General features: G+C 58.3%; 23 protein-coding genes. 11 read left to right on the top strand and 12 right to left on the bottom strand.

The genetic code is table 11. From position 1 onward, the window contains the following. Positions 1-16: 16 nt before the first annotated feature. The 3 genes from ACV8MC_RS19040 to ACV8MC_RS19030 all read right to left on the bottom strand — a co-directional run bounded on the left by ACV8MC_RS19040 (position 17) and on the right by ACV8MC_RS19030 (position 4,447). Complete coding sequence (locus ACV8MC_RS19040; protein ID WP_457262991.1) at positions 17-1,642, bottom strand: methyl-accepting chemotaxis protein; 1,626 nt, start codon at positions 1,640-1,642, stop codon at positions 17-19. Between the two features lie 305 nt (positions 1,643-1,947). Further along, complete coding sequence (locus ACV8MC_RS19035) at positions 1,948-3,087, bottom strand: glycerate kinase (RefSeq protein WP_256810019.1); 1,140 nt, start codon at positions 3,085-3,087, stop codon at positions 1,948-1,950. Between the two features lie 238 nt (positions 3,088-3,325). Further along, complete coding sequence (locus ACV8MC_RS19030; protein ID WP_150635138.1) at positions 3,326-4,447, bottom strand: sugar diacid recognition domain-containing protein; 1,122 nt, start codon at positions 4,445-4,447, stop codon at positions 3,326-3,328. Between the two features lie 171 nt (positions 4,448-4,618). On the opposite strand from ACV8MC_RS19030, the gene ACV8MC_RS19025 reads away from it, so the two are divergent. Together ACV8MC_RS19025 and rarD are read left to right on the top strand one after the other, a co-directional pair. Further along, entirely contained in the window at positions 4,619-5,929 is a 1,311-nt protein-coding gene (locus ACV8MC_RS19025; protein WP_039762752.1) for an MFS transporter, read from the top strand. 288 nt (positions 5,930-6,217) lie between these two features. Next, positions 6,218-7,099 carry an EamA family transporter RarD gene (rarD, locus tag ACV8MC_RS19020; protein WP_071172591.1) on the top strand — a complete coding sequence of 294 codons (882 nt, stop codon included), beginning with the start codon at positions 6,218-6,220 and terminating at the stop codon, positions 7,097-7,099. 173 nt (positions 7,100-7,272) lie between these two features. Here rarD and hppD read toward each other — a convergent pair whose 3' ends face one another. Next, complete coding sequence (gene hppD / locus ACV8MC_RS19015) at positions 7,273-8,349, bottom strand: 4-hydroxyphenylpyruvate dioxygenase (RefSeq protein WP_016774910.1); 1,077 nt, start codon at positions 8,347-8,349, stop codon at positions 7,273-7,275. 351 nt (positions 8,350-8,700) lie between these two features. Here hppD and ACV8MC_RS19010 point away from each other — a divergent pair, with 351 nt between their 5' ends. Beyond that, entirely contained in the window at positions 8,701-10,236 is a 1,536-nt protein-coding gene (locus tag ACV8MC_RS19010) for an EAL domain-containing protein (protein WP_457262988.1), read from the top strand. Between the two features lie 227 nt (positions 10,237-10,463). After that, positions 10,464-10,829: a histone-like nucleoid-structuring protein, MvaT/MvaU family gene (locus ACV8MC_RS19005; protein ID WP_041480175.1), complete on the top strand. Its 366-nt coding sequence runs from the start codon at positions 10,464-10,466 to the stop codon at positions 10,827-10,829. Positions 10,830-11,044: 215 nt separating this feature from the next. Here ACV8MC_RS19005 and ACV8MC_RS19000 read toward each other — a convergent pair whose 3' ends face one another. Next, entirely contained in the window at positions 11,045-11,563 is a 519-nt protein-coding gene (locus tag ACV8MC_RS19000; RefSeq protein ID WP_236169079.1) for a DUF4946 domain-containing protein, read from the bottom strand. A 137-nt stretch (positions 11,564-11,700) separates the two neighbouring features. Here ACV8MC_RS19000 and gloA point away from each other — a divergent pair, with 137 nt between their 5' ends. Next, complete coding sequence (gloA, locus tag ACV8MC_RS18995) at positions 11,701-12,222, top strand: lactoylglutathione lyase (protein WP_039762746.1); 522 nt, start codon at positions 11,701-11,703, stop codon at positions 12,220-12,222. Between the two features lie 251 nt (positions 12,223-12,473). Here gloA and ahpF read toward each other — a convergent pair whose 3' ends face one another. From ahpF to ACV8MC_RS18980, 3 genes are all read right to left on the bottom strand, one after another. Continuing rightward, positions 12,474-14,036, bottom strand: coding sequence for an alkyl hydroperoxide reductase subunit F (ahpF, locus tag ACV8MC_RS18990; RefSeq protein WP_353187841.1), 1,563 nt, complete (start codon positions 14,034-14,036; stop codon positions 12,474-12,476). Between the two features lie 124 nt (positions 14,037-14,160). Then, positions 14,161-14,724: an alkyl hydroperoxide reductase subunit C gene (ahpC, locus tag ACV8MC_RS18985; RefSeq protein ID WP_016774916.1), complete on the bottom strand. Its 564-nt coding sequence runs from the start codon at positions 14,722-14,724 to the stop codon at positions 14,161-14,163. Positions 14,725-14,861: 137 nt separating this feature from the next. Further along, positions 14,862-15,800, bottom strand: coding sequence for a site-specific integrase (locus tag ACV8MC_RS18980; protein WP_150635134.1), 939 nt, complete (start codon positions 15,798-15,800; stop codon positions 14,862-14,864). Positions 15,801-15,977: 177 nt separating this feature from the next. On the opposite strand from ACV8MC_RS18980, the gene ACV8MC_RS18975 reads away from it, so the two are divergent. Continuing rightward, positions 15,978-16,994 (top strand): DNA-binding protein, encoded by a 1,017-nt coding sequence (locus ACV8MC_RS18975; protein WP_423519473.1) that lies wholly within the window; start codon positions 15,978-15,980, stop codon positions 16,992-16,994. Here ACV8MC_RS18975 and gorA read toward each other — a convergent pair. Further along, complete coding sequence (gene gorA / locus ACV8MC_RS18970) at positions 16,991-18,349, bottom strand: glutathione-disulfide reductase (RefSeq protein WP_076562656.1); 1,359 nt, start codon at positions 18,347-18,349, stop codon at positions 16,991-16,993. The two genes, ACV8MC_RS18975 and gorA, sit on opposite strands and share 4 nt — an antisense overlap. Before the next feature lie 129 nt (positions 18,350-18,478). Then, positions 18,479-19,318: a UTP--glucose-1-phosphate uridylyltransferase GalU gene (gene galU / locus ACV8MC_RS18965; protein WP_024013124.1), complete on the bottom strand. Its 840-nt coding sequence runs from the start codon at positions 19,316-19,318 to the stop codon at positions 18,479-18,481. A 258-nt stretch (positions 19,319-19,576) separates the two neighbouring features. Here galU and ACV8MC_RS18960 point away from each other — a divergent pair, with 258 nt between their 5' ends. Further along, positions 19,577-19,762, top strand: a complete 186-nt coding sequence (locus ACV8MC_RS18960) for a hypothetical protein (RefSeq protein ID WP_016774922.1) — start codon at positions 19,577-19,579, stop codon at positions 19,760-19,762. Between the two features lie 139 nt (positions 19,763-19,901). Then, positions 19,902-20,189, top strand: a complete 288-nt coding sequence (locus ACV8MC_RS18955; RefSeq protein ID WP_016774923.1) for a hypothetical protein — start codon at positions 19,902-19,904, stop codon at positions 20,187-20,189. Between the two features lie 3 nt (positions 20,190-20,192). On the opposite strand, the gene ACV8MC_RS18950 is transcribed toward ACV8MC_RS18955, so the two are convergent. Further along, positions 20,193-20,423 (bottom strand): hypothetical protein, encoded by a 231-nt coding sequence (locus ACV8MC_RS18950; RefSeq protein ID WP_016774924.1) that lies wholly within the window; start codon positions 20,421-20,423, stop codon positions 20,193-20,195. A 72-nt stretch (positions 20,424-20,495) separates the two neighbouring features. After that, complete coding sequence (locus ACV8MC_RS18945) at positions 20,496-20,852, bottom strand: hypothetical protein (RefSeq protein ID WP_016774925.1); 357 nt, start codon at positions 20,850-20,852, stop codon at positions 20,496-20,498. Positions 20,853-21,063: 211 nt separating this feature from the next. Between ACV8MC_RS18945 and ACV8MC_RS18940 the strand changes: the two genes are divergently transcribed. The 3 genes from ACV8MC_RS18940 to alkB are packed head-to-tail and all read left to right on the top strand — an operon-like array spanning position 21,064 to position 22,244. Next, on the top strand, positions 21,064-21,366 hold the full coding sequence (locus tag ACV8MC_RS18940) for a DUF1883 domain-containing protein (protein WP_007912251.1): 303 nt from the start codon (positions 21,064-21,066) through the stop codon (positions 21,364-21,366). Positions 21,367-21,394: 28 nt separating this feature from the next. Beyond that, the gene (locus ACV8MC_RS18935; RefSeq protein ID WP_016774926.1) at positions 21,395-21,565 is read left to right on the top strand and encodes a hypothetical protein; all 171 of its coding nucleotides are present in this window, start codon (positions 21,395-21,397) and stop codon (positions 21,563-21,565) included. Positions 21,566-21,572: 7 nt separating this feature from the next. After that, positions 21,573-22,244 (top strand): DNA oxidative demethylase AlkB, encoded by a 672-nt coding sequence (gene alkB / locus ACV8MC_RS18930; protein WP_457262982.1) that lies wholly within the window; start codon positions 21,573-21,575, stop codon positions 22,242-22,244. The last annotated feature ends 31 nt before the right edge of the window (positions 22,245-22,275 follow it).

The raw sequence follows: 22,275 nt of genomic DNA, 5'->3' as shown, positions 1-22,275 counted from the left end.
CAGCCTTCACCGTATCTCAAATCACGAAACGCGCCACCATGGCGTTCAAATCCACTGCCAGTCGCGACAGTTCGTGGGTCGCGGCACTGGTCTGATTGGCGCCGGCGGCCGATTGCGTGGCGAGGTCGCGAATATTGACCAGGTTGCGATCGACCTCACGGGAGACTTGCGCCTGCTCTTCCGACGCGCTGGCGATGACCAGGTTGCGTTCGTTGATCTGGTGAATCGATTGAGTGATCTGCTCCAGTGCCACGCCCGCCGCGCGGGCCATTTCCAGTGTGGACTGGGTACGCTGGTTGCTTTGCTGCATCGAGGAGACCGCTTCACCGGTACCGTTCTGGATGCCGGCAACCATTTTCTCGATTTCTTGGGTCGACTGCGCGGTGCGATGGGCCAAGGCGCGCACTTCGTCAGCCACCACGGCAAAGCCACGGCCAGCCTCGCCGGCACGCGCCGCTTCAATTGCAGCGTTGAGCGCCAAGAGGTTGGTCTGCTCGGCGATGGCCCGAATCACGTCCAGCACCTTGCCAATGTCACGACCTTGCGCGGCGAGGCCTTCGATCATCTGCGCAGTGTTCTGCACGTCGTGGGTCATGGTCTGGATCGCGTCGACGGTTTTCACCACTTGATCGCGACCTTCGCGGGCGGCGTGGGTCGACTGATTGGAAGCTTCGGAAGTCGACACGGCATTGCGCGCCACTTCTTCCACCGCAGCGGTCATCTCGTTGACGGCCGTGGCGGCTTGTTCGATTTCGTTGTTCTGCTGCTGCAGGCCACGGGAGGCTTCTTCGGTGACGGCGCTGAGTTCTTCCGCAGCGGCGCCCAGTTGTGTGGCGGAACCGGCGATCTGCTCGATGGTTTTGCGCAGGTTGGTCTGCATCGTGGCCAAGGCTTCGAGCAAGCGCGCCGGTTCATCCTTGCCGTCGACTTCGATGGCTTTGCTGAGGTCACCGCCGGCAATGGTTTGCGCGGCGAGCACGGCGCGGTTGAGCGGCGTGACGATGCTGCGGGTCAGCAACCAGGCGAGCAACACGGTGGCCAGCGCCGCAATCACGGCGACGATGATGATCCCGGTAATGGCGCTGTCATAGTTTTCACTGGCTTGCGTCGCCGCTGCTTTCGCCCCCGCCGTATTCATGCCGATCAACTTGTTGAGCTGCTCGCCCATCTGATCGGTGCCTTCCTTGATACGGGTGTTGATCAAGGCACGCATTGCTTCCAGATCGCCCTGGCGCGACAGCTCAAGCATCCGGTTCTGCGCTTGCAGATAGTTATCGAGGGTGGTCGAAAACGTCTGGAAAACGGCGTGCTCTTCAGGACCTGCCGGCAACGCAGCGTAGCTGGCCTGAGCTTTGCGCACCTTGTCGACCAGCACCGCGATGCGGGTTTCTGCCTCTTGCAGGCTCGCCGGTTCGCGATTGACCAGCACACGGAACGAGAGAATGCGCATGCGCAGGACGTTTTCCGTGACCACACTGAGGTGGGTCACGCTTGGCAATTGGTTGGTGTCCATGTCGACCGACGCCTGACGAATGACCGTCATGCGGCTGACCGCGAACACGCCGAGGACAATCACCAGCAAGGCGATAAAGGCAAAACCGAGGAAAGCACGTGGCGCGATATTCAGGTTACGCAGGGACATGGTCGGACTCTCGAAAGAAAGAAACTACGAGCGTCCATGCCGTGAGCACTGGCCCATAGCGGGCGACAGTCCGGCGGCACTGAATTGTGGTTTTGTGTGCGCCTGACCGTTGTATCGGCCAGGCTTGAGGAAGGTTTCGGGTCTGCGGTAAATATTTTTCAGGACGTGGCAACAATCAAAAACTGCTCCGCTGCCCTTGGTAGGAGCTGTCGAGTGCAACGAGGCTGCGATCTTTTGATCCTGCTTTTAAAAGTCAAAAGATCGCAGCCTCGTTGCACTCGACAGCTCCTACATAGGCAAGCCGATCAGCGTTGGGCGGCGAGTTGCCAGACCCGAGCAATATCGGTCGCGCGCTCACGCAGCAGGCGCGGTGCTTCGGCGCAGGCTTGTTCGAGTGTCATCGGTCCGCTGGTCACGGCGAATGCAGCGTCGATGCCGTGTTGATAGAGTTCCTGGTAGCCCTCGCCCAAGGTCCCGGCGATCACAATCACCGGCACAGCGTGTTGTTTGGCAACTCGCGCAACACCGAACGGCGTTTTGCCGCGAAGGGTTTGCGCATCGAAGCGGCCTTCTCCGGTAATCACCAGATCCGCACCCCTGACCGCGTCAGCGAGCCCGACCAGTTCCGCTACCACCTCGACGCCAGCCTGAAACTGCGCACCGAGAAAAGCCTTGGCGGCAAACCCCAGACCACCCGCCGCGCCGCTGCCCGGTTCATCGCGCACGTCTCTGCCCAATGCTTGCGCGCAGAGTTTGGCAAAGTGCCCCAGCGCCTGATCAAGTTGCTCAACCTGCGCAGGCGACGCGCCCTTCTGAGGGCCGAAAATGGCCGAGGCACCATGCGGGCCGCAGAGCGGATTGTTGACATCGGCGGCGATGTCGAAACGCACATCGGCCAGACGTCGATCAAGCCCACTCAGATCCAATCGCGCCAGTTGCGCCAAGGCCAGGCCGCCGGGCACCAGCGACTGATTCTGCGCATCCAGCAACTTCACCCCCAGCGCCTGCATCGCCCCGGCGCCGGCGTCATTGGTCGCGCTGCCGCCAATCGCCAGAATCACCCGTTGCGCACCGGCATCCAGCGCAGCACGGATCAATTCACCGGTGCCAAACGTGCTGCTGATGCAGGCATCGCGCTGTCCCGGCGGGACCAGTTGCAGACCGCTGGCCTCGGCCATTTCGATGATCGCGGTAAGGTTGTGCGGCAGCCAGCCCCATGCGGCTTCGACCGGCGCGCCCAGTGGACCGCGCACGCGGGTGCGGCGTAACTCACCTTCGCAGGCTGCGAGTATCGACTCGACCGTACCTTCGCCGCCATCGGCCATCGGGCATTTGATCAGCGTCGCCTGCGGCCAGACCTGTGCCAGTCCGAGGGCAATGGCTTCGGCAACGCCTTGGGCACTCAGGCTGTCCTTGAACGAGTCGGGGGCGATGACGATTTTCATGGGAATTCTCCGGTTGCAGTGGCATTCATGCTGCCAGTCGGCCTGCGCCTTGACGCCGGTCGAGTGCACAAGTGGCGTCGACGTTTATTGTTCATTTCCACAAAAGATATGTGTTGGTCGTACCGGCCTCATCGCTGGCAAGCCAGCTCCCACAGGGTTCTGCGGTGACTATGGAAGTTATGAACGCCTTCTGACCTGTGGGAGCTGGCTTGCCAGCGATGGCGGCCTCAAGGACAACTCATGGCAATGGATCAGTCTGCGGCAGCAGCTGCACCCCAAGATACAACGCCAGCATCCCGTCCAGCTTCAACGGATCAACCCCGCTCAACTCGGCAATCCGCTCCATGCGATAACGCAGACTATTGCGATGAATGCCCAACGCCTCGGCACAGGCCTGGCTCTGCCCGTCGTGCTCGCACCAACTGCGCAGGGTCGCCAGCAACTGGCCGTTGCTGTCCTTGGCGATGACCTGGCGCAGCGGCTTGAGCAGTTCGTCCAGCGCATCATCGTTGCGATGACGCCACAGCATGACCGGCAAGCGATAACGATTGAGCGTCAGCAGTCTCGAATTCGGCAGCACGTCACGACCATAAGCAAGCAAATCGCCGACTCGTCGGTAACAGCGACGCAACCCTGCCAGACCATCCGCCTGCCCGCCGACGGCGATGCGCAAAATCTTCCAGCCGAGGCCATCAAGTTTTTCCAGCAGGCGATCGTGCTCGACGTTCTGGCTCGCCGGGCGACACCACAACAACGAAGACTTCGCCGAACTCACGCACCAACTGTCCGGATAACGCGAGGTCAGCCACGCACTCAGTGCCTCGACGGTTTGCCCCGGGCCGTGCTCGAGCCCCAGTTCAAACAGATACGGCACCCGGGTCAATTGCGGCTTGAGCCCAAGCTGCTGCGCCTCATCGATCAGACGCGGCGAATCCCCCGCTTCGCTCAGCAGCAACGCCAGCAGATCATCGCAACGCTGCCGTCGCCATTGTTGCTCGGCCTGCTGGTTGCGCTGGCCGACCAGCATTTCAGCGGTCATGCGCACCAGCTCGGCGTAGGTGCGCAATTGCTCCGGCTCGCCGGTGATGCCGAGCACGCCGATCAAGCGCTGATCGAGCAGCAGCGGCAGATTGATCCCCGGTTGCACACCTTTGAGATGCACCGCCGTCTGCGCGTCGATTTCCACCACACGCCCGTTGGCCAGCACCAGTTGCGCGCCTTCATGACGGGTGTTGATGCGTTCCGGTTCGCCGCTGCCGAGGATCAGGCCCTGGCTGTCCATGACGTTGACGTTGTACGGCAAAATGGCCATGGCCCGGTCGACGATGTCCTGGGCAAGGTCGTGATCGAGTTCGAACATAACGGCGGCAATCCTTCATTTCAGGCACGAACGGTTGTTCAGCCGCACAGGGTCTGGCGGCAAACCCTGTGCTCAGGCACAAAGACAATCCGGCCAAAGGTGGCCGAGACTCTCAGGGCGATCAACGTTACCCTTTGCATCGCAAAAAATCATAATAAAGAGAGAGCCGCTATGTCGCAGAGCGCCGCAGCTACCCAGACCATCGACGACGGTAAAAACGCCGTCTACAAACGCATCACCCTGCGTTTGATTCCCTTCATTTTCATCTGCTACCTGTTCAACTACCTCGACCGGGTCAACGTCGGCTTCGCCAAATTGCAGATGCTTGACGCACTGAAATTCAGCGAAACGGTGTACGGCCTCGGCGCCGGGATTTTCTTCATCGGTTATGTGCTGTGCGGCGTGCCGAGCAACCTGGCATTGACCCGCTTCGGTCCTCGGCGCTGGATTGCCTTGATGATGATCACCTGGGGCACGCTGTCGACCTGCCTGTTGTTCGTCACCACCCCGACCGAGTTCTACACCCTGCGCTTTTTCACCGGTGCCGCTGAAGCCGGGTTCTTCCCGGGCGTCGTGCTGTATCTCTCGCAGTGGTTCCCTACCTTCCGCCGTGGCCGGATCATGGCGTTGTTCATGTCGGCAATCCCGGTCTCCGGTTTGCTCGGCAGCCCGTTTTCCGGCTGGATTCTCAACCACTTCGCCGCTGGCCAGGGTGGCCTGGCCGGCTGGCAGTGGATGTTCCTCCTGCAAGGCATTCCGACGGTGATCCTCGGCGCACTGGCGTATTTCCTGTTGAGCGACAGCTTCGCCAATGCCAAATGGCTGACCGCCCATGAACGTTCGGTGCTCGAAGCCGACCACGCCGAAGACCTCGCCAACAAACCGAAAACCGCCACCGACTCGCTGCTCGCGGTGTTCAAGAACCCAGCGATCTGGGCCTTCGGCCTGATCTATTTCTGCATCCAGAGCGGCGTGTACGCGATCAACTTCTGGCTGCCGTCGATCATCAAGAACCTCGGCTTCAGCGACAACCTGGTGATCGGCTGGCTGAGTGCGATTCCGTACCTGCTCGCGGCGGTGTTCATGCTGGTCGTCGGCCGCTCGGCGGACTTGCGCAAGGAGCGCCGCTGGCACTTGGTGGTACCGATGCTGATGGGCGCTGTCGGGCTGGTGATCGCAGTGAATTTCGCGGCCAATCCGGCGATTGCGATTCTCGGCCTGACCATCGCGACCATGGGCGCACTGACCGGCCTGCCGATGTTCTGGCCGGTGCCGACCGCCATGCTGAGCGCGGGCGCAGCGGCTGGTGGGCTGGCGCTGATCAACTCGATGGGGCAGATGGCCGGGTTCCTCAGCCCGTACCTGGTGGGTTGGGTCAAGGACAGCACGGGTTCGACGGATGCAGCGTTGTACGTGCTGGCGGCGGTGATCGTCGGCGGGAGTCTGCTGGCGTTGCGGATGACTCGGACGTTGCGGGCCTAATCAGACGCGCAGATCAAAAGATCGCAGCCTTCGGCAGCTCCTACTCTGGAATGCGTTCCCTGTAGGAGCTGCCGAAGGCTGCGATCTTTTGCGTTTAAGCGATGCAATCATGCATAGCGCCAGCCGACGCAACATCTATGCTGAATCTGCCGGCCTCTTCGCGAGCAGGCTCGCTTCCACAGGATTTGTGGCTCCTGGATGTGGGAAATAATGAGCATCCGCTCAATATTCAGCACAAAAACCACGTATCCTGCGCGCCCCGTTCAACCATCACGTCGCGAGGACAGTTTGTCTAAAGGTATCGCTCTATCGGTTTCAGCCTCCGTGCTGTTTGCCGTCATGTATTACTACACGTCGCTGCTGACCCCTCTGAGCGGCGTGGAAATCTTCGGCTGGCGCATGCTTCTGACCGTGCCGTGCATGACGGTGTTCATGCTGGTTTCCGGGGAATGGCGGCGGGTGCTGGAGCTGTTCCGATTGATGGCCGCCAGGCCGAAGCTGATCGCCGGGCTGCTGGTTTCTTCCGCCCTGCTCGGGGTTCAGCTGTGGCTGTTCATGTGGGCACCGCTCAATGATTACAGCCTGGATGTATCACTGGGCTATTTCCTGTTGCCACTGGCGATGGTGCTGACCGGGCGGATTGCCTATGGCGAGAGCCTGTCTTACCTGCAGAAAATCGCGGTATTTTTCGCCAGTCTTGGCGTGTTGAACGAGCTGTATCAGGTTGGCGGATTTTCCTGGGCGACGCTGGTGGTCGTGGTCGGTTATCCGCTGTATTTCGTGCTGCGCAAATACCTGAAAACCGACAACCTCGGTGGCCTGTGGGTCGACATGACCCTGATGCTGCCGGTCGCCTACTGGTTTGTGCAGGGCGGCGAACAGGGTCTGGCCGTGTTCGATCAATATCCGGGACTGATGTGGCTGATTCCACTGCTCGGCCTGATCAGTGCGTCCGCGCTGGTGGTGTATATCATCGCCAGCCGCTTGCTGCCGTTCAGTCTGTTTGGGTTGTTGAGTTATGTCGAACCGGTGCTGTTGCTCGCGGTGGCATTGTTGCTGGGAGAGAGCATCAAGTCGGGCGAGTGGCTGACTTACATCCCGATCTGGCTGGCGGTTGTGGTGCTGGTTTTCGAGGGTTTCAAACACTTGACGCGCCAACGCCGCTCTTGAATGCAACACAAGACAAATGTGGGAGCGAGCCTGCTCGCGAAGTCGTCAGACCAGTCAACATGACTGTTGAATGAAAGTCCGCATTCGCGAGCAGGCTCGCTCCCACAGGTTTTGTATGAAGCAAAAAAATCCCGGCCCTGCATTTCTTCAGGCCGGGATTTTTTCATTTCAGATTACTCGGTGGTCAACACACCACGACGCACCTGGTCACGCTCGATCGATTCGAACAAGGCCTTGAAGTTGCCCTCGCCGAAACCATCGTCGCCCTTGCGCTGGATGAATTCGAAGAACACCGGCCCCATCAGGGTTTCCGAGAAAATCTGCAGCAGCAGACGCTTGTCGCCCTGCTCCGATGCGCCATCGAGCAGGATGCCGCGCGATTGCAGCTGATCGACCGGCTCGCCGTGATTCGGCAGGCGACCTTCGAGCATTTCGTAGTAGGTATCCGGCGGCGCGGTCATGAAGCGCATGCCGATTTTCTTCAGTTGATCCCAGGTCTTGATCAGGTCGTCGGTGAGGAACGCGACGTGCTGGATACCCTCACCGTTGAACTGCATCAGGAACTCTTCGATCTGCCCGGCGCCCTTCGACGACTCTTCGTTGAGCGGAATGCGGATCATGCCATCCGGTGCGGTCATGGCCTTCGAGGTCAGGCCGGTGTACTCGCCTTTGATGTCGAAGTAACGGATTTCCCGGAAGTTGAACAGCTTCTCGTAGAAGTTCGCCCAATAGGCCATGCGACCGCGATAGACGTTGTGGGTCAGGTGGTCGATGATCTTCAGGCCAGCGCCAACCGGGTTGCGATCAACACCTTCGATGAACACGAAGTCGATGTCGTAGATCGAGCTGCCTTCACCGAAACGGTCGATCAGGTACAGCGGCGCACCGCCAATACCCTTGATTGCCGGCAGGTTCAGCTCCATCGGACCGGTCTCGATGTGAATCGGCTGGGCGCCGAGCTCCAGCGCGCGCGAGTAGGCCTTCTGCGAATCCTTCACGCGAAACGCCATGCCGCAAACGGACGGGCCGTGTTCGGCGGCGAAGTACGAGGCGACGCTGTTGGGTTCGTTATTGAGGATCAGGTTGATTGCGCCCTGACGATACAGGTGCACGTTCTTGGAACGGTGGGTCGCGACTTTGGTGAAGCCCATGATCTCGAAGATCGGCTCCAGTGTGCCAGGAGTCGGCGCTGCGAACTCGATGAATTCAAAGCCCATCAGGCCCATTGGGTTTTCGTATAAATCTGCCATGGTGACGCCTCATCATTTCTTATCAATTAACCAGGGTTATTTGTCAGGAAAGTGATGTGGAGGGCGGCGCGCAGGAGATGCCACGCACGCTGCGCGCGAGGAAGTCTCCGTAGATCAGTTGAAACCCGAATATCTTCATTGTCGACCCAAGGCTCTTGCGGGCGAGGCTTCTGCTGCCAGAAGACGATTATTATTGTATGCGTAAACCGATTCTACACAGCGTAACCGAGCCTGTCTGCCCTCTGTATAAAATCCGCTTTTTTACCTACGGCGCAAGCGCCATCTGCCATCTATTCTCCTCTCTGGCTCAATTGTTTATCGGGTCGGATTTCTAAACCACAGGATGTGTCCATGCCACTGACCCACCGATCCCGCCGCAAACGCAGCACCCGAATCGCCGTGACTTTGCTCAGCGGTCTGCTGCCAATCGTGCTGGGCAGTGGGATTCTTTATATGCAGGCAAAACGAACGCTGGAGCAAAGTGCCGGGGAAACGGCCGTACAAGCGTTGCAACAGTTCGATCTGATGCTCGACAACACGGCAGAAGCCGCCCGGGTTCTGCTGCCTCTGGCCGGGAAAAATTGCGAAGAGGTGAAACTGGCCCTGCGCGAACAAGTGACCCGCCGCCCCTTCGTGCGCTCGACCAATCTGGTCTGGGACAACATTCTCTACTGCAGCTCACTGTTCGGGCAGTTCAAGGAAGCGGTCAATGCCGGGGACTATCATCAAGGCAAATTGTGGTTGATGAACGGCAATCCCGTCACCCCCGACACGGCATTGTTGATCTACCGCCTCAGCGACGGTCGTGGCGGCGCGCTGACCACGCTTGATGGTTATCACCTGAGCAACATCCTGCGCCTGATCGGCCGCCAGACATTACTGATGTTGCAAGTGGGCGATAACTGGCTGTCCGCCGACGGCAGAGTGCATCAAGGGCCCCTGCCCGCTTTGCCGGTCGCGCATAGCATGCTCGAATCCGAACGATACGGTTTCAACGTGTCGGCGGGTTTCCCCGAGGGAGAAACCTGGCGTTACATGGCGGCCAATTATCCGCCGTTGTTCAGCCTGCTGATATTTTTCGGCGTGATCTCGGGCGCCATCGGCCATGTCGTGCAGAAACGCTCGAACTCGCCCAGTCACGAAATGCTTCGCGCACTCGAGGCCGGGGAATTCATTCCTTATTTCCAGCCGGTGGTTCACGGTGACAGCAAGCAGTGGTCCGGCGCTGAAGTGCTGATGCGCTGGAATCACCCGAAAGAGGGCCTCGTACGCCCGGATCTGTTCATTCCATTTGCCGAGCATTCAGGCTTGATCGTGCCGATGACCCGCGCGCTGATGCAACAGACTGCCGCCCTGCTGGGACCGCATTCTGCGGTCTTCGCCAAACCTTTCCATATCGGCATCAACATCACTGCCAGCCATTGCAAGGATCTGGAACTGGTCGAAGACTGTCGCGACCTCCTGGCGGCGTTTGCGCCCGGCAGCGTCGAGCTGGTGCTGGAATTGACGGAGCGCGAGCTGATCGAACCGAACGACATGACCCTGCAACTGCTTGAGCAATTGCACGCACTTGGAGTGAAAATCGCGATCGACGATTTTGGTACAGGCCACTCAAGCCTCGGCTACTTGCGCGCCTTCAAGGTCGACTTTCTCAAGATCGATCAGAGCTTTGTCGCCATGATCGGCATCGATGCGCTATCACGGCATATTCTCGACTCCATCATTGAACTGTCGGCAAAGCTGGATCTGGCCATTGTTGCCGAAGGTGTCGAAACACAGGCCCAAGCCGATTACCTGACGGAGCATCAGGTAGATTTCATGCAAGGCTATTTGTTTGCCAAACCGATGCCGGCAGCGGATTTCATCAGCGCATTAAGTGATCGTTAACTCATTAGCATAGCCCGTCCAACAACCGCACCAAATTGATACAAAAAGTCATTGTTGTTACATGGCGACAACATCAGGATTTACTCTTGTCGCATTAACTACTACAATTTTTTCAACCTGAGCCAGACTGACAGGTGAGCCAATTATCACCGAGTCGCTTCCAGGCTCTTGGCTTATAGCTTTGTTTGCGGTTGGTATCAGCCAAACACACTATTGGAGTAAAGATATTGTCCAGACTCGCTGAATTTCGCGCAGCTGAAAAGGCCCTTCAGGAACAGCTCAAACAGCTGGAATCGCTGAAGAATGACGCCGGGCTCAAGAAAGAAATCGAATTCGAAGAAAAGCTCCAGGGACTGATGAAAACCTATGGCAAAGGCCTGAAAGATATCATCGCTATCCTCGACCCGAACCCGGCGAAGTCCGGTCTGCAGGCCGCCCCAGCGCCGAAGACCCGCCGCGCCCGCGTCGTCAAGGTTTACCAGAACCCGCACACTGGCGAGCTGATCGAAACCAAGGGCGGCAACCATCGCGGCCTGAAAGCCTGGAAAGAACAGTACGGTGCGGCCACCGTGGATTCATGGTTGCGCGGTTAATCTGACGCCAACAAAAAGCCCTGCGCGATGCAGGGCTTTTTTATTGACAATATCTAACAAATGAAATGATTTTCATCGAACAAGTTGGAAAATTGTGTAACGTTACTGAGTCATCACGCTAAACATTTTGCTGCGCGATGTTGCTGCAAACGATGAATCAAACTTTGTGCTTAATCCTTTCCGGCATTCAAAACACCGCGAGTTAGTACGGACGTTTATAATTTCAGGCTGTTACGTGCCGCCTCTATGTCGTCGGCGCTCGCCTTATAAACCTCAGCCTGACCGGCATATGAAAGTACATAAGCCTTGTCTGTTTCCACGGCAGCCACCAGCGTTTGTGATAATACGTGCCGGCCGTTCTCGGTGATCGTGCAGGTCGTCTCCAGCCCGGTCAATGATCCGAGCGCAGCCGGATGGATTCGGTTGCAGACGCTCTGATAACCACTGCGGAAGAAATCCTTCTGGATGGACTTGCGCATCTCCAGCAACACGCCTTGCAAATTGACCTGATGCCCCGCCTCCACTTGCGTCATGGTCAACTCCATCACCATCACCTGATTGCCGTCGGCATCGAGCTTCACCGCCCTTTGCCGCGAGACTGGCGGCGCGGTATCCGGCAACATTTCAACCTTCCAGCCCGCCGGCCAGGTGATGCTCGGTTCGGCCATGGCCGGGAAAACCACGGCCAATGACAAAGCAAAAAAAACAAACACGGATTTGAACAGTCGGATCATTGCCGGACGCACTCGAAGGTAGAGAGCAAAGTCTGAGCCCCGCCCTCGCGCAGGGCAAGCCCGCCTTGCATTTGGCGATGCCGGCCGGCATGCGTATCATTGCGCCCATTCACTCGCCCATTGTTATTGGAGGGCCCATGAGCCTCAACGAACTGAACACTTTCCCCGGTGTGACAGCCACGCCAGACAGCGCAACCCGCAACTTCGTGTTCAACCACACCATGCTGCGCGTGAAGGACATCACCAAGTCGCTGGATTTCTACACCCGCGTCCTGGGTTTCTCGCTGGTCGAGAAGCGTGATTTTCCGGAAGCCGAATTCAGCCTGTACTTCCTTGCGCTGGTCGATAAAGCGCAGATCCCGGCCGATGCTGCTGCGCGTACCGAATGGATGAAATCGATTCCAGGCATTCTCGAATTGACCCACAACCACGGTACCGAAAACGATGCCGACTTCGCCTATCACAATGGCAACACCGATCCGCGTGGCTTTGGTCACATCTGCATTTCGGTGCCGGACATCGTCGCAGCGTGTGCACGCTTTGAAGAGCTGGGTTGCGATTTCCAGAAGCGCCTGACCGACGGCCGGATGAAGAGCCTGGCGTTCATCAAGGACCCGGATGGCTACTGGGTCGAGATCATTCAGCCTGCGCCGCTGTAAAAGCTGAAAGCCCCTCACCCTAGCCCTCTCCCAGAAGGAGAGGGGACTGATTGCGGGATGTTGGAGAATTACGCCGACTTGAACGATTGGCGGTGAATCCAAAATCGACCGGCTCTCTCAGGTCGATGGATGACTTCAGACACCTCACCCCAGCCCTCTCCCTCGGGAGAGGGCTGGGGTGAGGGGTGGCTTTCCACGCGCAATAAAAAACCCATGATCGCTCATGGGTTTTTTCGTTTTCGACCTGGCAGTTACGCCGGGGCCGAAGTCCGGATCAGGTGATCGAACGCACTCAGCGAAGCCTTGGCGCCCTCGCCCACTGCAATCACGATCTGCTTGTACGGCACAGTCGTCACGTCACCCGCTGCAAAGATCCCCGCAATGGAAGTCTCGCCACGATTATCGACAATGATCTCGCCACGCGGCGACAGCTCGATGGTGCCCTTCAGCCAATCGGTGTTCGGCAGCAGACCGATTTGCACGAAAATGCCTTCCAGCTCAACCGTGCGCAGTTCATCGGTAGTGCGGTCCTTGTAGCGCAGGCCGTTGACCTTCTCGCCATTGCCGGTGACTTCAGTGGTTTGCGCACTGGTGATCACGGTAACGTTCGGCAGGCTGTGCAGCTTGCGCTGCAGCACGGCGTCGGCACGCAGTTGCACGTCGAATTCCAGCAGCGTTACGTGCGCCACGATACCCGCCAGATCGATCGCCGCTTCAACGCCGGAGTTACCGCCGCCGATCACCGCTACGCGCTTGCCCTTGAACAGCGGGCCGTCGCAGTGCGGGCAATACGCCACGCCTTTGTTGCGGTATTCCTGCTCGCCCGGAACGTTCATTTCGCGCCAGCGTGCGCCGGTCGCGAGAATCACGCTCTTGGCTTTCAGGGTTGCACCGCTGGCGAAGTGGACTTCATGCAGCTCGCCATTCTTGCCCGGGATCAGCTTGTCAGCGCGTTGCAGATTCATGATGTCGACGTCGTACTGCTTGACGTGTTCTTCCAGCGCCGTGGCCAGTTTCGGCCCTTCGGTTTCCTGCACGGAAATGAAGTTCTCGATGGCCATGGTATCCAGCACCTGACCGCCGAAGCGCTCAGCCGCGACACCGGTGCGGATGCCTTTACGTGCGGCGTAGATAGCGGCCGAAGCACCGGCCGGGCCACCGCCGACGACCAGCACGTCAAAGGCTTCTTTGGCGCTGATCTTCTCGGCCTGACGCTCAATAGCGCCGGTGTCGAGTTTGGCGAGAATTTCCTCCAGGCCCATGCGGCCCTGACCGAAGTTTTCGCCGTTGAGGTAGATGCTCGGCACAGCCATGATCTTGCGATCGTTGACTTCGTCCTGGAACAGCGCGCCGTCGATGGCGACGTGGCGGATATTCGGGTTGAGCACGGCCATCAGGTTCAGCGCCTGAACGACGTCCGGGCAATTCTGGCAAGACAGCGAGAAGTAAGTCTCGAAGCTGAACTCGCCTTTGAGCGAGCGGATCTGCTCGATCACTTCAACGCTGGCCTTCGACGGGTGGCCACCGACTTGCAGCAGAGCCAACACCAGCGAGGTGAATTCGTGGCCCATTGGAATGCCGGCGAAACGCAGACTGATGTCGGCTCCAGGGCGATTGATCGAGAACGATGGCTTGCGGGCATCGTCACCGCTGTCGATCAGGGTAATTAGGCTCGAAAGACTGGCAACGTCTTTCAGCAGGTCCAGCATTTCACGGGATTTCGCACCGTCGTCGAGGGATGCAACGATCTCGATCGGTTGGGTGACCCGTTCCAGGTACGATTTCAACTGGGCTTTAAGATTGGCGTCCAACATACGGGCGATTTCCTTTATTTGAGGCGAAAAAAAGCCCGAGCGAATCTCGCCCGGGCATTTTTATTGGGCGGTGCAGCTAACTTAAGAAGGTGCGGCGTGCCGCCCTGCGTTGCATGTCACAGACTTAGATCTTGCCGACCAGGTCCAGCGACGGAGCCAGAGTGGCCTCGCCTTCTTTCCACTTGGCCGGGCAAACTTCGCCTGGGTGTGCAGCGACATACTGAGCAGCCTTGATTTTGCGCAGCAGCTCGGAAGCGTCACGGCCAACGCCGCCATCGTTCAGTTCAACGATTTTGATCTGGCCTTCAGGGTTGATCACGAAGGTGCCACGGTCAGCCAGACCAGCTTCTTCGATCAGCACGTCGAAGTTGCGCGAGATGACGTGGGTAGGGTCGCCGATCATGGTGTATTCGATTTTGCCGATGGCTGGCGAAGTGTTGTGCCAGGCAGCGTGAGCAAAGTGGGTGTCGGTCGAAACGCTGTAGATTTCCACGCCCAGCTTCTTGAACTCAGCGTAGTTGTCAGCCAGGTCTTCCAGCTCGGTTGGGCACACGAAGGTGAAGTCGGCTGGGTAGAAGAACACTACGGACCACTTGCCTTTCAAGTCAGCATCCGAGACTTGAACGAAGTCGCCGTTTTTGAACGCGGTAGCTTTGAACGGTTTTACTTGGCTGTTGATGATAGGCATCGATGACTCTCCGTCAGGGGTTATGAAGTTGATGGGTGAATCCTACCCACTCACTCGACGGAAGGCTCATTGGCAAACCTGATACTGCTGATTTGTTTTCGCTATTAGCTGACAGTATTAATAGAAGAAAACGATCTCTACGGCTGATCCGGCTTATCCATAATCCGAGCCATTCCCTGGAATGGGCTGACCTCAACATAGCGCATGGCGGATTTCATGTCCTTCCAGCCAACGTAGCTCATCAGCGATTTCAGGTCCCAGCCGCTTTGATGCGCCCATGTGGCAAAACCACGCCGCAGTGAATGGCTGGTGTAGTTGGCGGCGGCAATCCCGGCGCGCTGCAACGCCTGGCGGAGCAGCGGAATGATGCTGTTGGCGTGCAGGCCCTCTTCGCTCAGATTGCCCCAGCGATCAATGCTGCGGAACACCGCGCCGCGTACCAGCGCAGCCTCTGTAATCCAATCGATATAGGCCTGCACCGGGCACAGCTTCAGCAGCGCCGGGGCCTGGTAGGTCTGCCCGAGGTTCTCCCGGTCGCCCTTGCTGCGCGGCAGATACAGAGTGATGCCCTTGCCAGCGCTCGCCTGCACATGCTCGATTTGCAAACGGCACAATTCGTCGCTGCGAAAGCCGCGCCAGAAGCCCAACAGAATCAGCGCGCGATCCCGATACGCCTTGAGCAAGGTCGGGCGGTCCTGTTCTTCCCGGGCCGTCTGCGCCTCCTGTTCAAGCCAATCGATCACGCGCTGCAGATCCTGCAATTGCAGCGGCTCAGCCTGTTTTTCCTGCGCCGGGTGCAAAGCGCGAATGCCCTTGAACACCTTGCGCACCACTGGCGCCTTGGTCGGATCGGCAAAACCCTGACTGTTGTGCCACTGCGCCAGCGCCGACAGACGCAGCTTCAGCGTGTTGATCGATAGCACGCCAGCGTGCGCCACCAGATAGCGCGCAACGCTGTCGGCAGTAGCCGGCAGAAATCCGCCCCACGTCACCTCGAAGTGCTCGATCGCCATGCGATAGCTGCGGCGAGTGTTGTCCCGGGTGGCGGCTTGCAGATATCGATCAATGTCGCTCATGGGCAGTTTTCTCGCTGGCGTACGGGTTCAGGCATGCAGATGCGCATTTTGCCCCCTGACATTGGGTAATACCAGTATATCCCGCCTGTTTTATCTCAAAGATTTACCTATATTTTCAGCATGGTACACTGCGTACTTTAGTGGCATGTACCACAGTACGTAAACGTAGGAGTTCACATGGCCCGTGGCGGCATTACCAAAGCATTGGTGCAAATCGCACGCACAGCGATCCTCGCTCGCGGCGAACACCCAAGCATCGATGCAGTACGCATTGAAATGGGCAACACCGGCTCGAAAACCACGATCCATCGCTATCTGAAAGAACTGGACGACGGTGCCCAGCCGAATGAGGCGTCAGCAGAACCGATCGATGATGAGCTCACCGCCCTCGTCTCTCGACTCGCCCAGCGTCTGAAAGAACAGGCGCAGGAGCCCATTGAGCAAGCCCGCGAACAGTTCGAGGAGCAACGCGAAGCACTGGAAACCGAGCTGAAACAGGTTCGCCAGGCGCTGGAAAAACTCGAGCACGATCACGACATTCAAGGCTCCGCACTGCAACGCGAATCCGAGGCGCTGAGCAACACCCGCTCGATGCTGCAAACCGAACAGACGCGCAACGCCGGCCTCAACCAGGCATTGGCCGACTTTGAATTGCGCTTGCAGGACAAGGACGAACAGATCCGCTCACTGGAAGAAAAACACCTGCACGCCCGCGATGCGCTTGAGCATTACCGTAACGCAACCAAGGAACAGCGCGAGCAGGAGCAGGCCCGCCATGAAGGGCAACTTCAGCAGATACAGGCAGAATTGCGTCAAGCCCAGCAGAGCGCGTTGGTGCGTCAGGATGAGATCACACAGTTGCACCGTGACAACGAACGCTTGCTCACCGAAAACCGTGGCACTCAGCGCGAGCTGAACCTGGTGCAGGATCAGCTCAAGCACAGCAATCAGCGTCAGGATCAGTTGCTCGAGCAGGCCACGCGCATGGACAGCGAGCGCACCCTCCTCCAGGAACGTCTGCGCGTGGCGGCACTGGAAAGCCAGGCGCTCAAACAGAGCGTCGACGAGCAGACGCAGCTCAATCAGTCACTGGAGAAGGAATTGCTCAAGGTTCAGGCAAGCCTTGAGGACAGCCAGCGTCTGGCGGCTACCGTTGCGGCAGCGCCAGACTCGGCCAAAGCGACAGACGCTTAAGCGCTGACCGGCGTACGCATGGTGACGAACTCTTCGGCGGCCGTCGGGTGCACCCCGATGGTGTCGTCGAAGTCGCGCTTGGTCGCGCCGGCCTTCAAGGCGATCGCCAGACCTTGCACGATCTCGCCAGCGTCCGGGCCGACCATGTGGCAGCCAAGCACCTTGTCGGTTTTGGCGTCGACCACCAGCTTCATCAGGGTTTTCTCCTGACAGTCAGTCAGGGTCAGCTTCATCGGCCGGAAGCGGCTCTCGAAAATAACCACCTCGTGGCCGCATTCGCGCGCTTCTTCTTCGCTCAAACCGACCGTACCGATGTTCGGCAGGCTGAACACGGCGGTCGGAATCATCTTGTAGTCCACCGGACGGTATTGCTCCGGCTTGAACAGACGCCGCGCCACAGCCATACCTTCGGCCAGAGCGACCGGGGTCAGTTGCACGCGACCAATGACGTCGCCCAGCGCCAGAATCGACGGCTCGGTGGTTTGATACTCGTCGTCGACCTTGATGAAGCCCTTGTCGTCGAGCTGAACATCGGTGTTTTCCAGGCCCAGATTGTCCAGCATCGGACGCCGGCCGGTGGCGTAGAACACGCAGTCGGCTTCGAGTACGCGACCATCCTTGAGCGTCGCCTTCAAGCTACCGTCGGCCTGCTTGTCGATGCGCGCAATGTCGGCATTGAATTGCAGATCGAGGCCACGCTTGGTCAATTCCTCTTGCAGGTGCTTGCGCACCGACCCGTCGAAACCACGCAGGAACAGATCGCCGCGATACAGCAGCGTGGTGTTGGCGCCGAGGCCATGGAAAATTCCGGCGAACTCGACGGCAATATAACCGCCGCCGACCACCAGCACACGCTTGGGCAGCTCTTTGAGGAAGAACGCTTCATTCGAACCGATCGCATGCTCATGCCCCGGAATTTCAGGGATCTGCGGCCAGCCGCCGGTGGCGATCAGAATGTTTTTCGCGGTGAAGCGCTCGCCATTAACCTCGACCTCGTGCGGCCCGACGATTTTCGCGTGCGCCTCGTGCAGGGTCACGCCGCTGTTGACCAGCAGATTGCGATAAATGCCGTTAAGGCGATTGATCTCACGGTCCTTGTTGGCGATCAGCGTGGCCCAGTCGAAGTTGGCTTCGCCCAGGTTCCAGCCGAAACCGGACGCCTGCTCGAAGTCCTCGGCAAAGTGCGCGCCGTAGACCAGCAGCTTTTTCGGCACGCAGCCGACGTTGACGCAGGTGCCGCCCAGGTAACGGCTTTCGGCCACCGCCACTTTCGCCCCGAAGCCTGCGGCAAACCGCGCAGCCCGCACACCGCCGGAACCGGCACCAATCACATAAAGGTCAAAATCGTAGGCCATTTCTATCTCCTCGGCAGGCCATCAGCATACCCGCAGCCATTCATTGGGCAAGCACTGCCATCCATATAAGGGCGGAAAATGAAAAAGCCACCCGAAGGTGGCTTTCTTTTGCAGACGCGGCGAAGACTATTAGTAAGCCTTGCCAGTCTTGTAGAAGTTTTCGAAGCAGAAGTTGGTCGCGTCGATGTAGCCTTCAGCACCACCGCAGTCGAAACGCTTGCCCTTGAACTTGTAGGCCATGACGCAGCCGTTCTGGGCCTGCTTCATCAGGGCGTCGGTGATCTGGATTTCGCCACCCTTGCCTGGTTCGGTCTGCTCGATCAGATCGAAGATGTCCGGGGTCAGGATGTAACGACCGATGATCGCCAGGTTCGACGGCGCGTCTTCCGGCTTTGGCTTCTCGACCATGCTGTGCACGCGGTAGATGTCGTCGCGGATCATTTCGCCAGCGATGACACCGTACTTGTTGGTTTCCTGCGGATCGACTTCCTGAATGGCGACGATCGAGCAACGGAACTGCTTGTACAGCTTGACCATCTGGGTCAGCACGCCGTCGCCATCGATGTTCACGCACAGGTCGTCCGCCAGGACCACGGCGAACGGTTCGTCACCGATCAGAGGGCGGCCAGTCAGGATCGCGTGGCCCAGACCTTTCATTTCGGTCTGACGGGTGTAGGAGAACGAGCACTCGTCCAACAGCTTGCGGATACCGACCAGGTACTTTTCCTTGTCGGTGCCCTTGATCTGGTTTTCCAGCTCGTAACTGATGTCGAAGTGGTCTTCCAGAGCACGCTTGCCACGGCCGGTGACGATGGAGATTTCCGTCAGGCCCGCGTCCAGTGCTTCTTCAACGCCGTACTGGATCAGTGGCTTGTTTACCACCGGCAGCATTTCTTTAGGCATGGCTTTGGTCGCTGGGAGGAAGCGAGTGCCGTAACCGGCTGCTGGAAACAAGCATTTCTTGATCATATAAGTCCTTGAAAAGGCTGTGTGTACGAGTTTCGAGGCAGTCTAATCAGGCGGCGTGCGCCTTACAATGCCCCGCGCTGGCTAACCGATGCCAACATAGAGAAATATTCGCGCGGATAGTTCCATCCGGGTATTTCAGCGGCGGAGTCAGCGTAGCTCAAGATCCGGGCAAACAGGATCACCATACGCTTATCAGCCCCCATTGCGAGCATTTGCCGCTATCATGGCGCCTTTGAACCAGCGAATGAGACAGACTAGATGGCTGCGGTAAAAATCATCAACGGGTATGTGATCGACAAGAAAGACGGCAAGTGGACGCTGACCACTACCAATGGCGAACATATCGCCGGGCCTTTCGACAGCGAGCAGATGGCGACAGATGTGGCCTCGGTGTTCACTGATACGCCTGCTTCTTCCAAGCGCCGAGGCAAAGATCAGGACTGATCCTTTTAGCACTTGCGCCAAGCCCTGCCAGCATGCAGGGCTTTTTGTGCTTTGTTGGCAAACAAGTGGCCAATCGCTATAACCTTTTCATCGCGGCGCTGTCAGAGCAACCAGTCCCCCACTTGAAGACCTCGCAACCATGAACCTGAACAAACTGCAGCCGCTTTTCGCGGTATTGGTACTGAGCGGCTGTGCCACTTCGCAGCCCACCTATCTGAACAATGGCGAACAGGGTCTGAGCATCGACTGTTCCGGCGAAGCCAACTCATGGGCCATGTGCTACGAAAAGGCCGATGCATCCTGCGCCGGCACCGGCTATCGCATCGTCGGCACTGATGGCACACCGGCGCCCAAGGAAGATGACAAAACCCTGGGCGTTGACGTTGGCAACTACAAGACGCGCAACGTCGTGGTCGTCTGCAAGTAAGCCTTACATGTGGATTTCGGCGAATTTGATCCCGAGGCCACGGACGACCTCGATCAGGTCGTCGAGCCGATTGAAGGACTCGACTTCATCATTGTCATCCACCAAAAAGTAGCTGCGCCCTGCACTCTTCTTGAAAAACACGATCCATTCACCTGGATTCGCCGGGTTCTGGATGACATGAGTGGCAGAGATAAGGCCCTCTGCGTGGCGCTCCCGCACGTGCTCTCGCTTCATTGCGACTCCATAAATGACAATGCCGCCACAGCAGGACTGTGACGGCATCGGGTGCTGATGTTCGATAGTCTATCAGCCGGAAATACAGGCGTTCGCAGCTTTCTGTACATCGCGAGGGCGAACCGGCACGTTGGACATGCGCTCATGCAGCTTGATGCTGCTGCCGCCGGCGCGATCTTCGATATCAAACACGGCTGCCGGGCCTGACGAAAGTTTGCCGGGAACGATGACTCGTACACCGTCCTTCTGCGGCTGGACTTGCAACGCACCACGACTGTCAGCGAGCTTGTCGGTCAGACACTGCGCATACTCCTGGGGCTTTTTGCCGGAGATCACGCTCATGGTCGGCAGCGTTTCATTGATTTCGGAAACATTTGCACAACCGGCCATCGCCAGAATCAACGGCACACACACCACACCCCACTTCATATAAATCCTCCGTTAAAGACCGTCCGACAGCACAAATGCCGCTTTTCTCCGGGGCCTTGTGCATTTAACCCGCCCGCCATGGCGAAGTTCTGTTCAAAATTTGTCAAAGCAACGCCCGACGGCCAGATAATAACCCGTGCGGGCTGATAAACTGCGCCCATCGACAAGCTATCGTTTTGATTTAGTAGAAAAAGCCCTTCTGGAGGCGCCCATGAAATTCATTCACCAACGCGAGCACCTCAACGAAGACGACATCGTCGTCATTCAATGCTCGCAGATGTGCAACATCCGTTTGATGAACGACGCCAACTTCCGCAGCTTCAAAAACGGCGGCCGTCACACCTATCACGGCGGCGCGTTCGACACGTTCCCGGCACGCATCACCGCACCGAGCACCGGCTTCTGGAACATCACCATCGACACCGTCAACCGCCGCGCAATCAGCGTGACGCGCAAGCCGACGCTGACCCACTCGATCAAGATCATCCGTCGCTCCAGCACTAAACTGAGCTGAGACGCGCAGCCTATTCTGCAAGGGAAACATGACCGTGGCGCAAAAAACCAAATACGTGATCAAGTACAAACTGGACGGTGAACAGCGTTTCGAATTCGCTGAACTGGAAACCGGCACTGACGAGGAAGCGAAAGCGGCGCTGAAGAAAATGCACGCTGACGAAGAACTCAGTGACATCAAGGTCAGCAAAGCGCTGTAACCGAGTCATGCAACCGACCACGTTTGACCTGTTCGCCGACAACGAACCCGTACAGCAGCCCCGCGCCGAGCAGATCGGCGAACAATCGTGGGTGCTGCGCGGGTTCGCCTTGCCGCAGGTCGAGCAACTGCTGACCGAGCTCGACGCCATTCTTGCCGCCGCCCCGCTACGCCACATGGTCACGCCCGGCGGTTTCAGCATGTCGGTCGGCACCAGCAGTTGCGGACAGCTGGGTTGGATCACCGATCGCAGCGGTTACCGTTATTCCAGCGTCGATCCACTCAGCGGCTTGCCGTGGCCGTCGATGCCGGCGGTGTTTGCCGATCTGGCGCACGAGGCGGCGGAACGCGCCGGGTTTACGGATTTTCAAGCCGACTCCTGCCTGATCAACCGATACGTCCCCGGCGCCAAGATGTCGCTGCATCAGGACAAAGACGAAAAAGGTTATGCCGCGCCCATCGTTTCGCTGTCGCTAGGTTTGCCGGCGATATTTCTGTTTGGCGGCTTCGAACGCAGCGATAAAACCCAGCGCATCCCGCTGCTGCATGGCGACATGGTGGTCTGGGGCGGCGTGGACCGCCTGCGCTATCACGGCGTGCTGCCAATCAAACCCGGCCATCACCCGCTCTTGGGCGAACGGCGCATCAACATCACCTTCCGCGTTGCTGGCGATCAATAAAAGTTTGACCGCAAGGCGCGGAGTGTTGCGG

It is taken from the genome of Pseudomonas sp. PK-RTE-24 (assembly GCF_054052265.1).
This window is presented reverse-complemented; position numbering and strand designations above follow the sequence as displayed.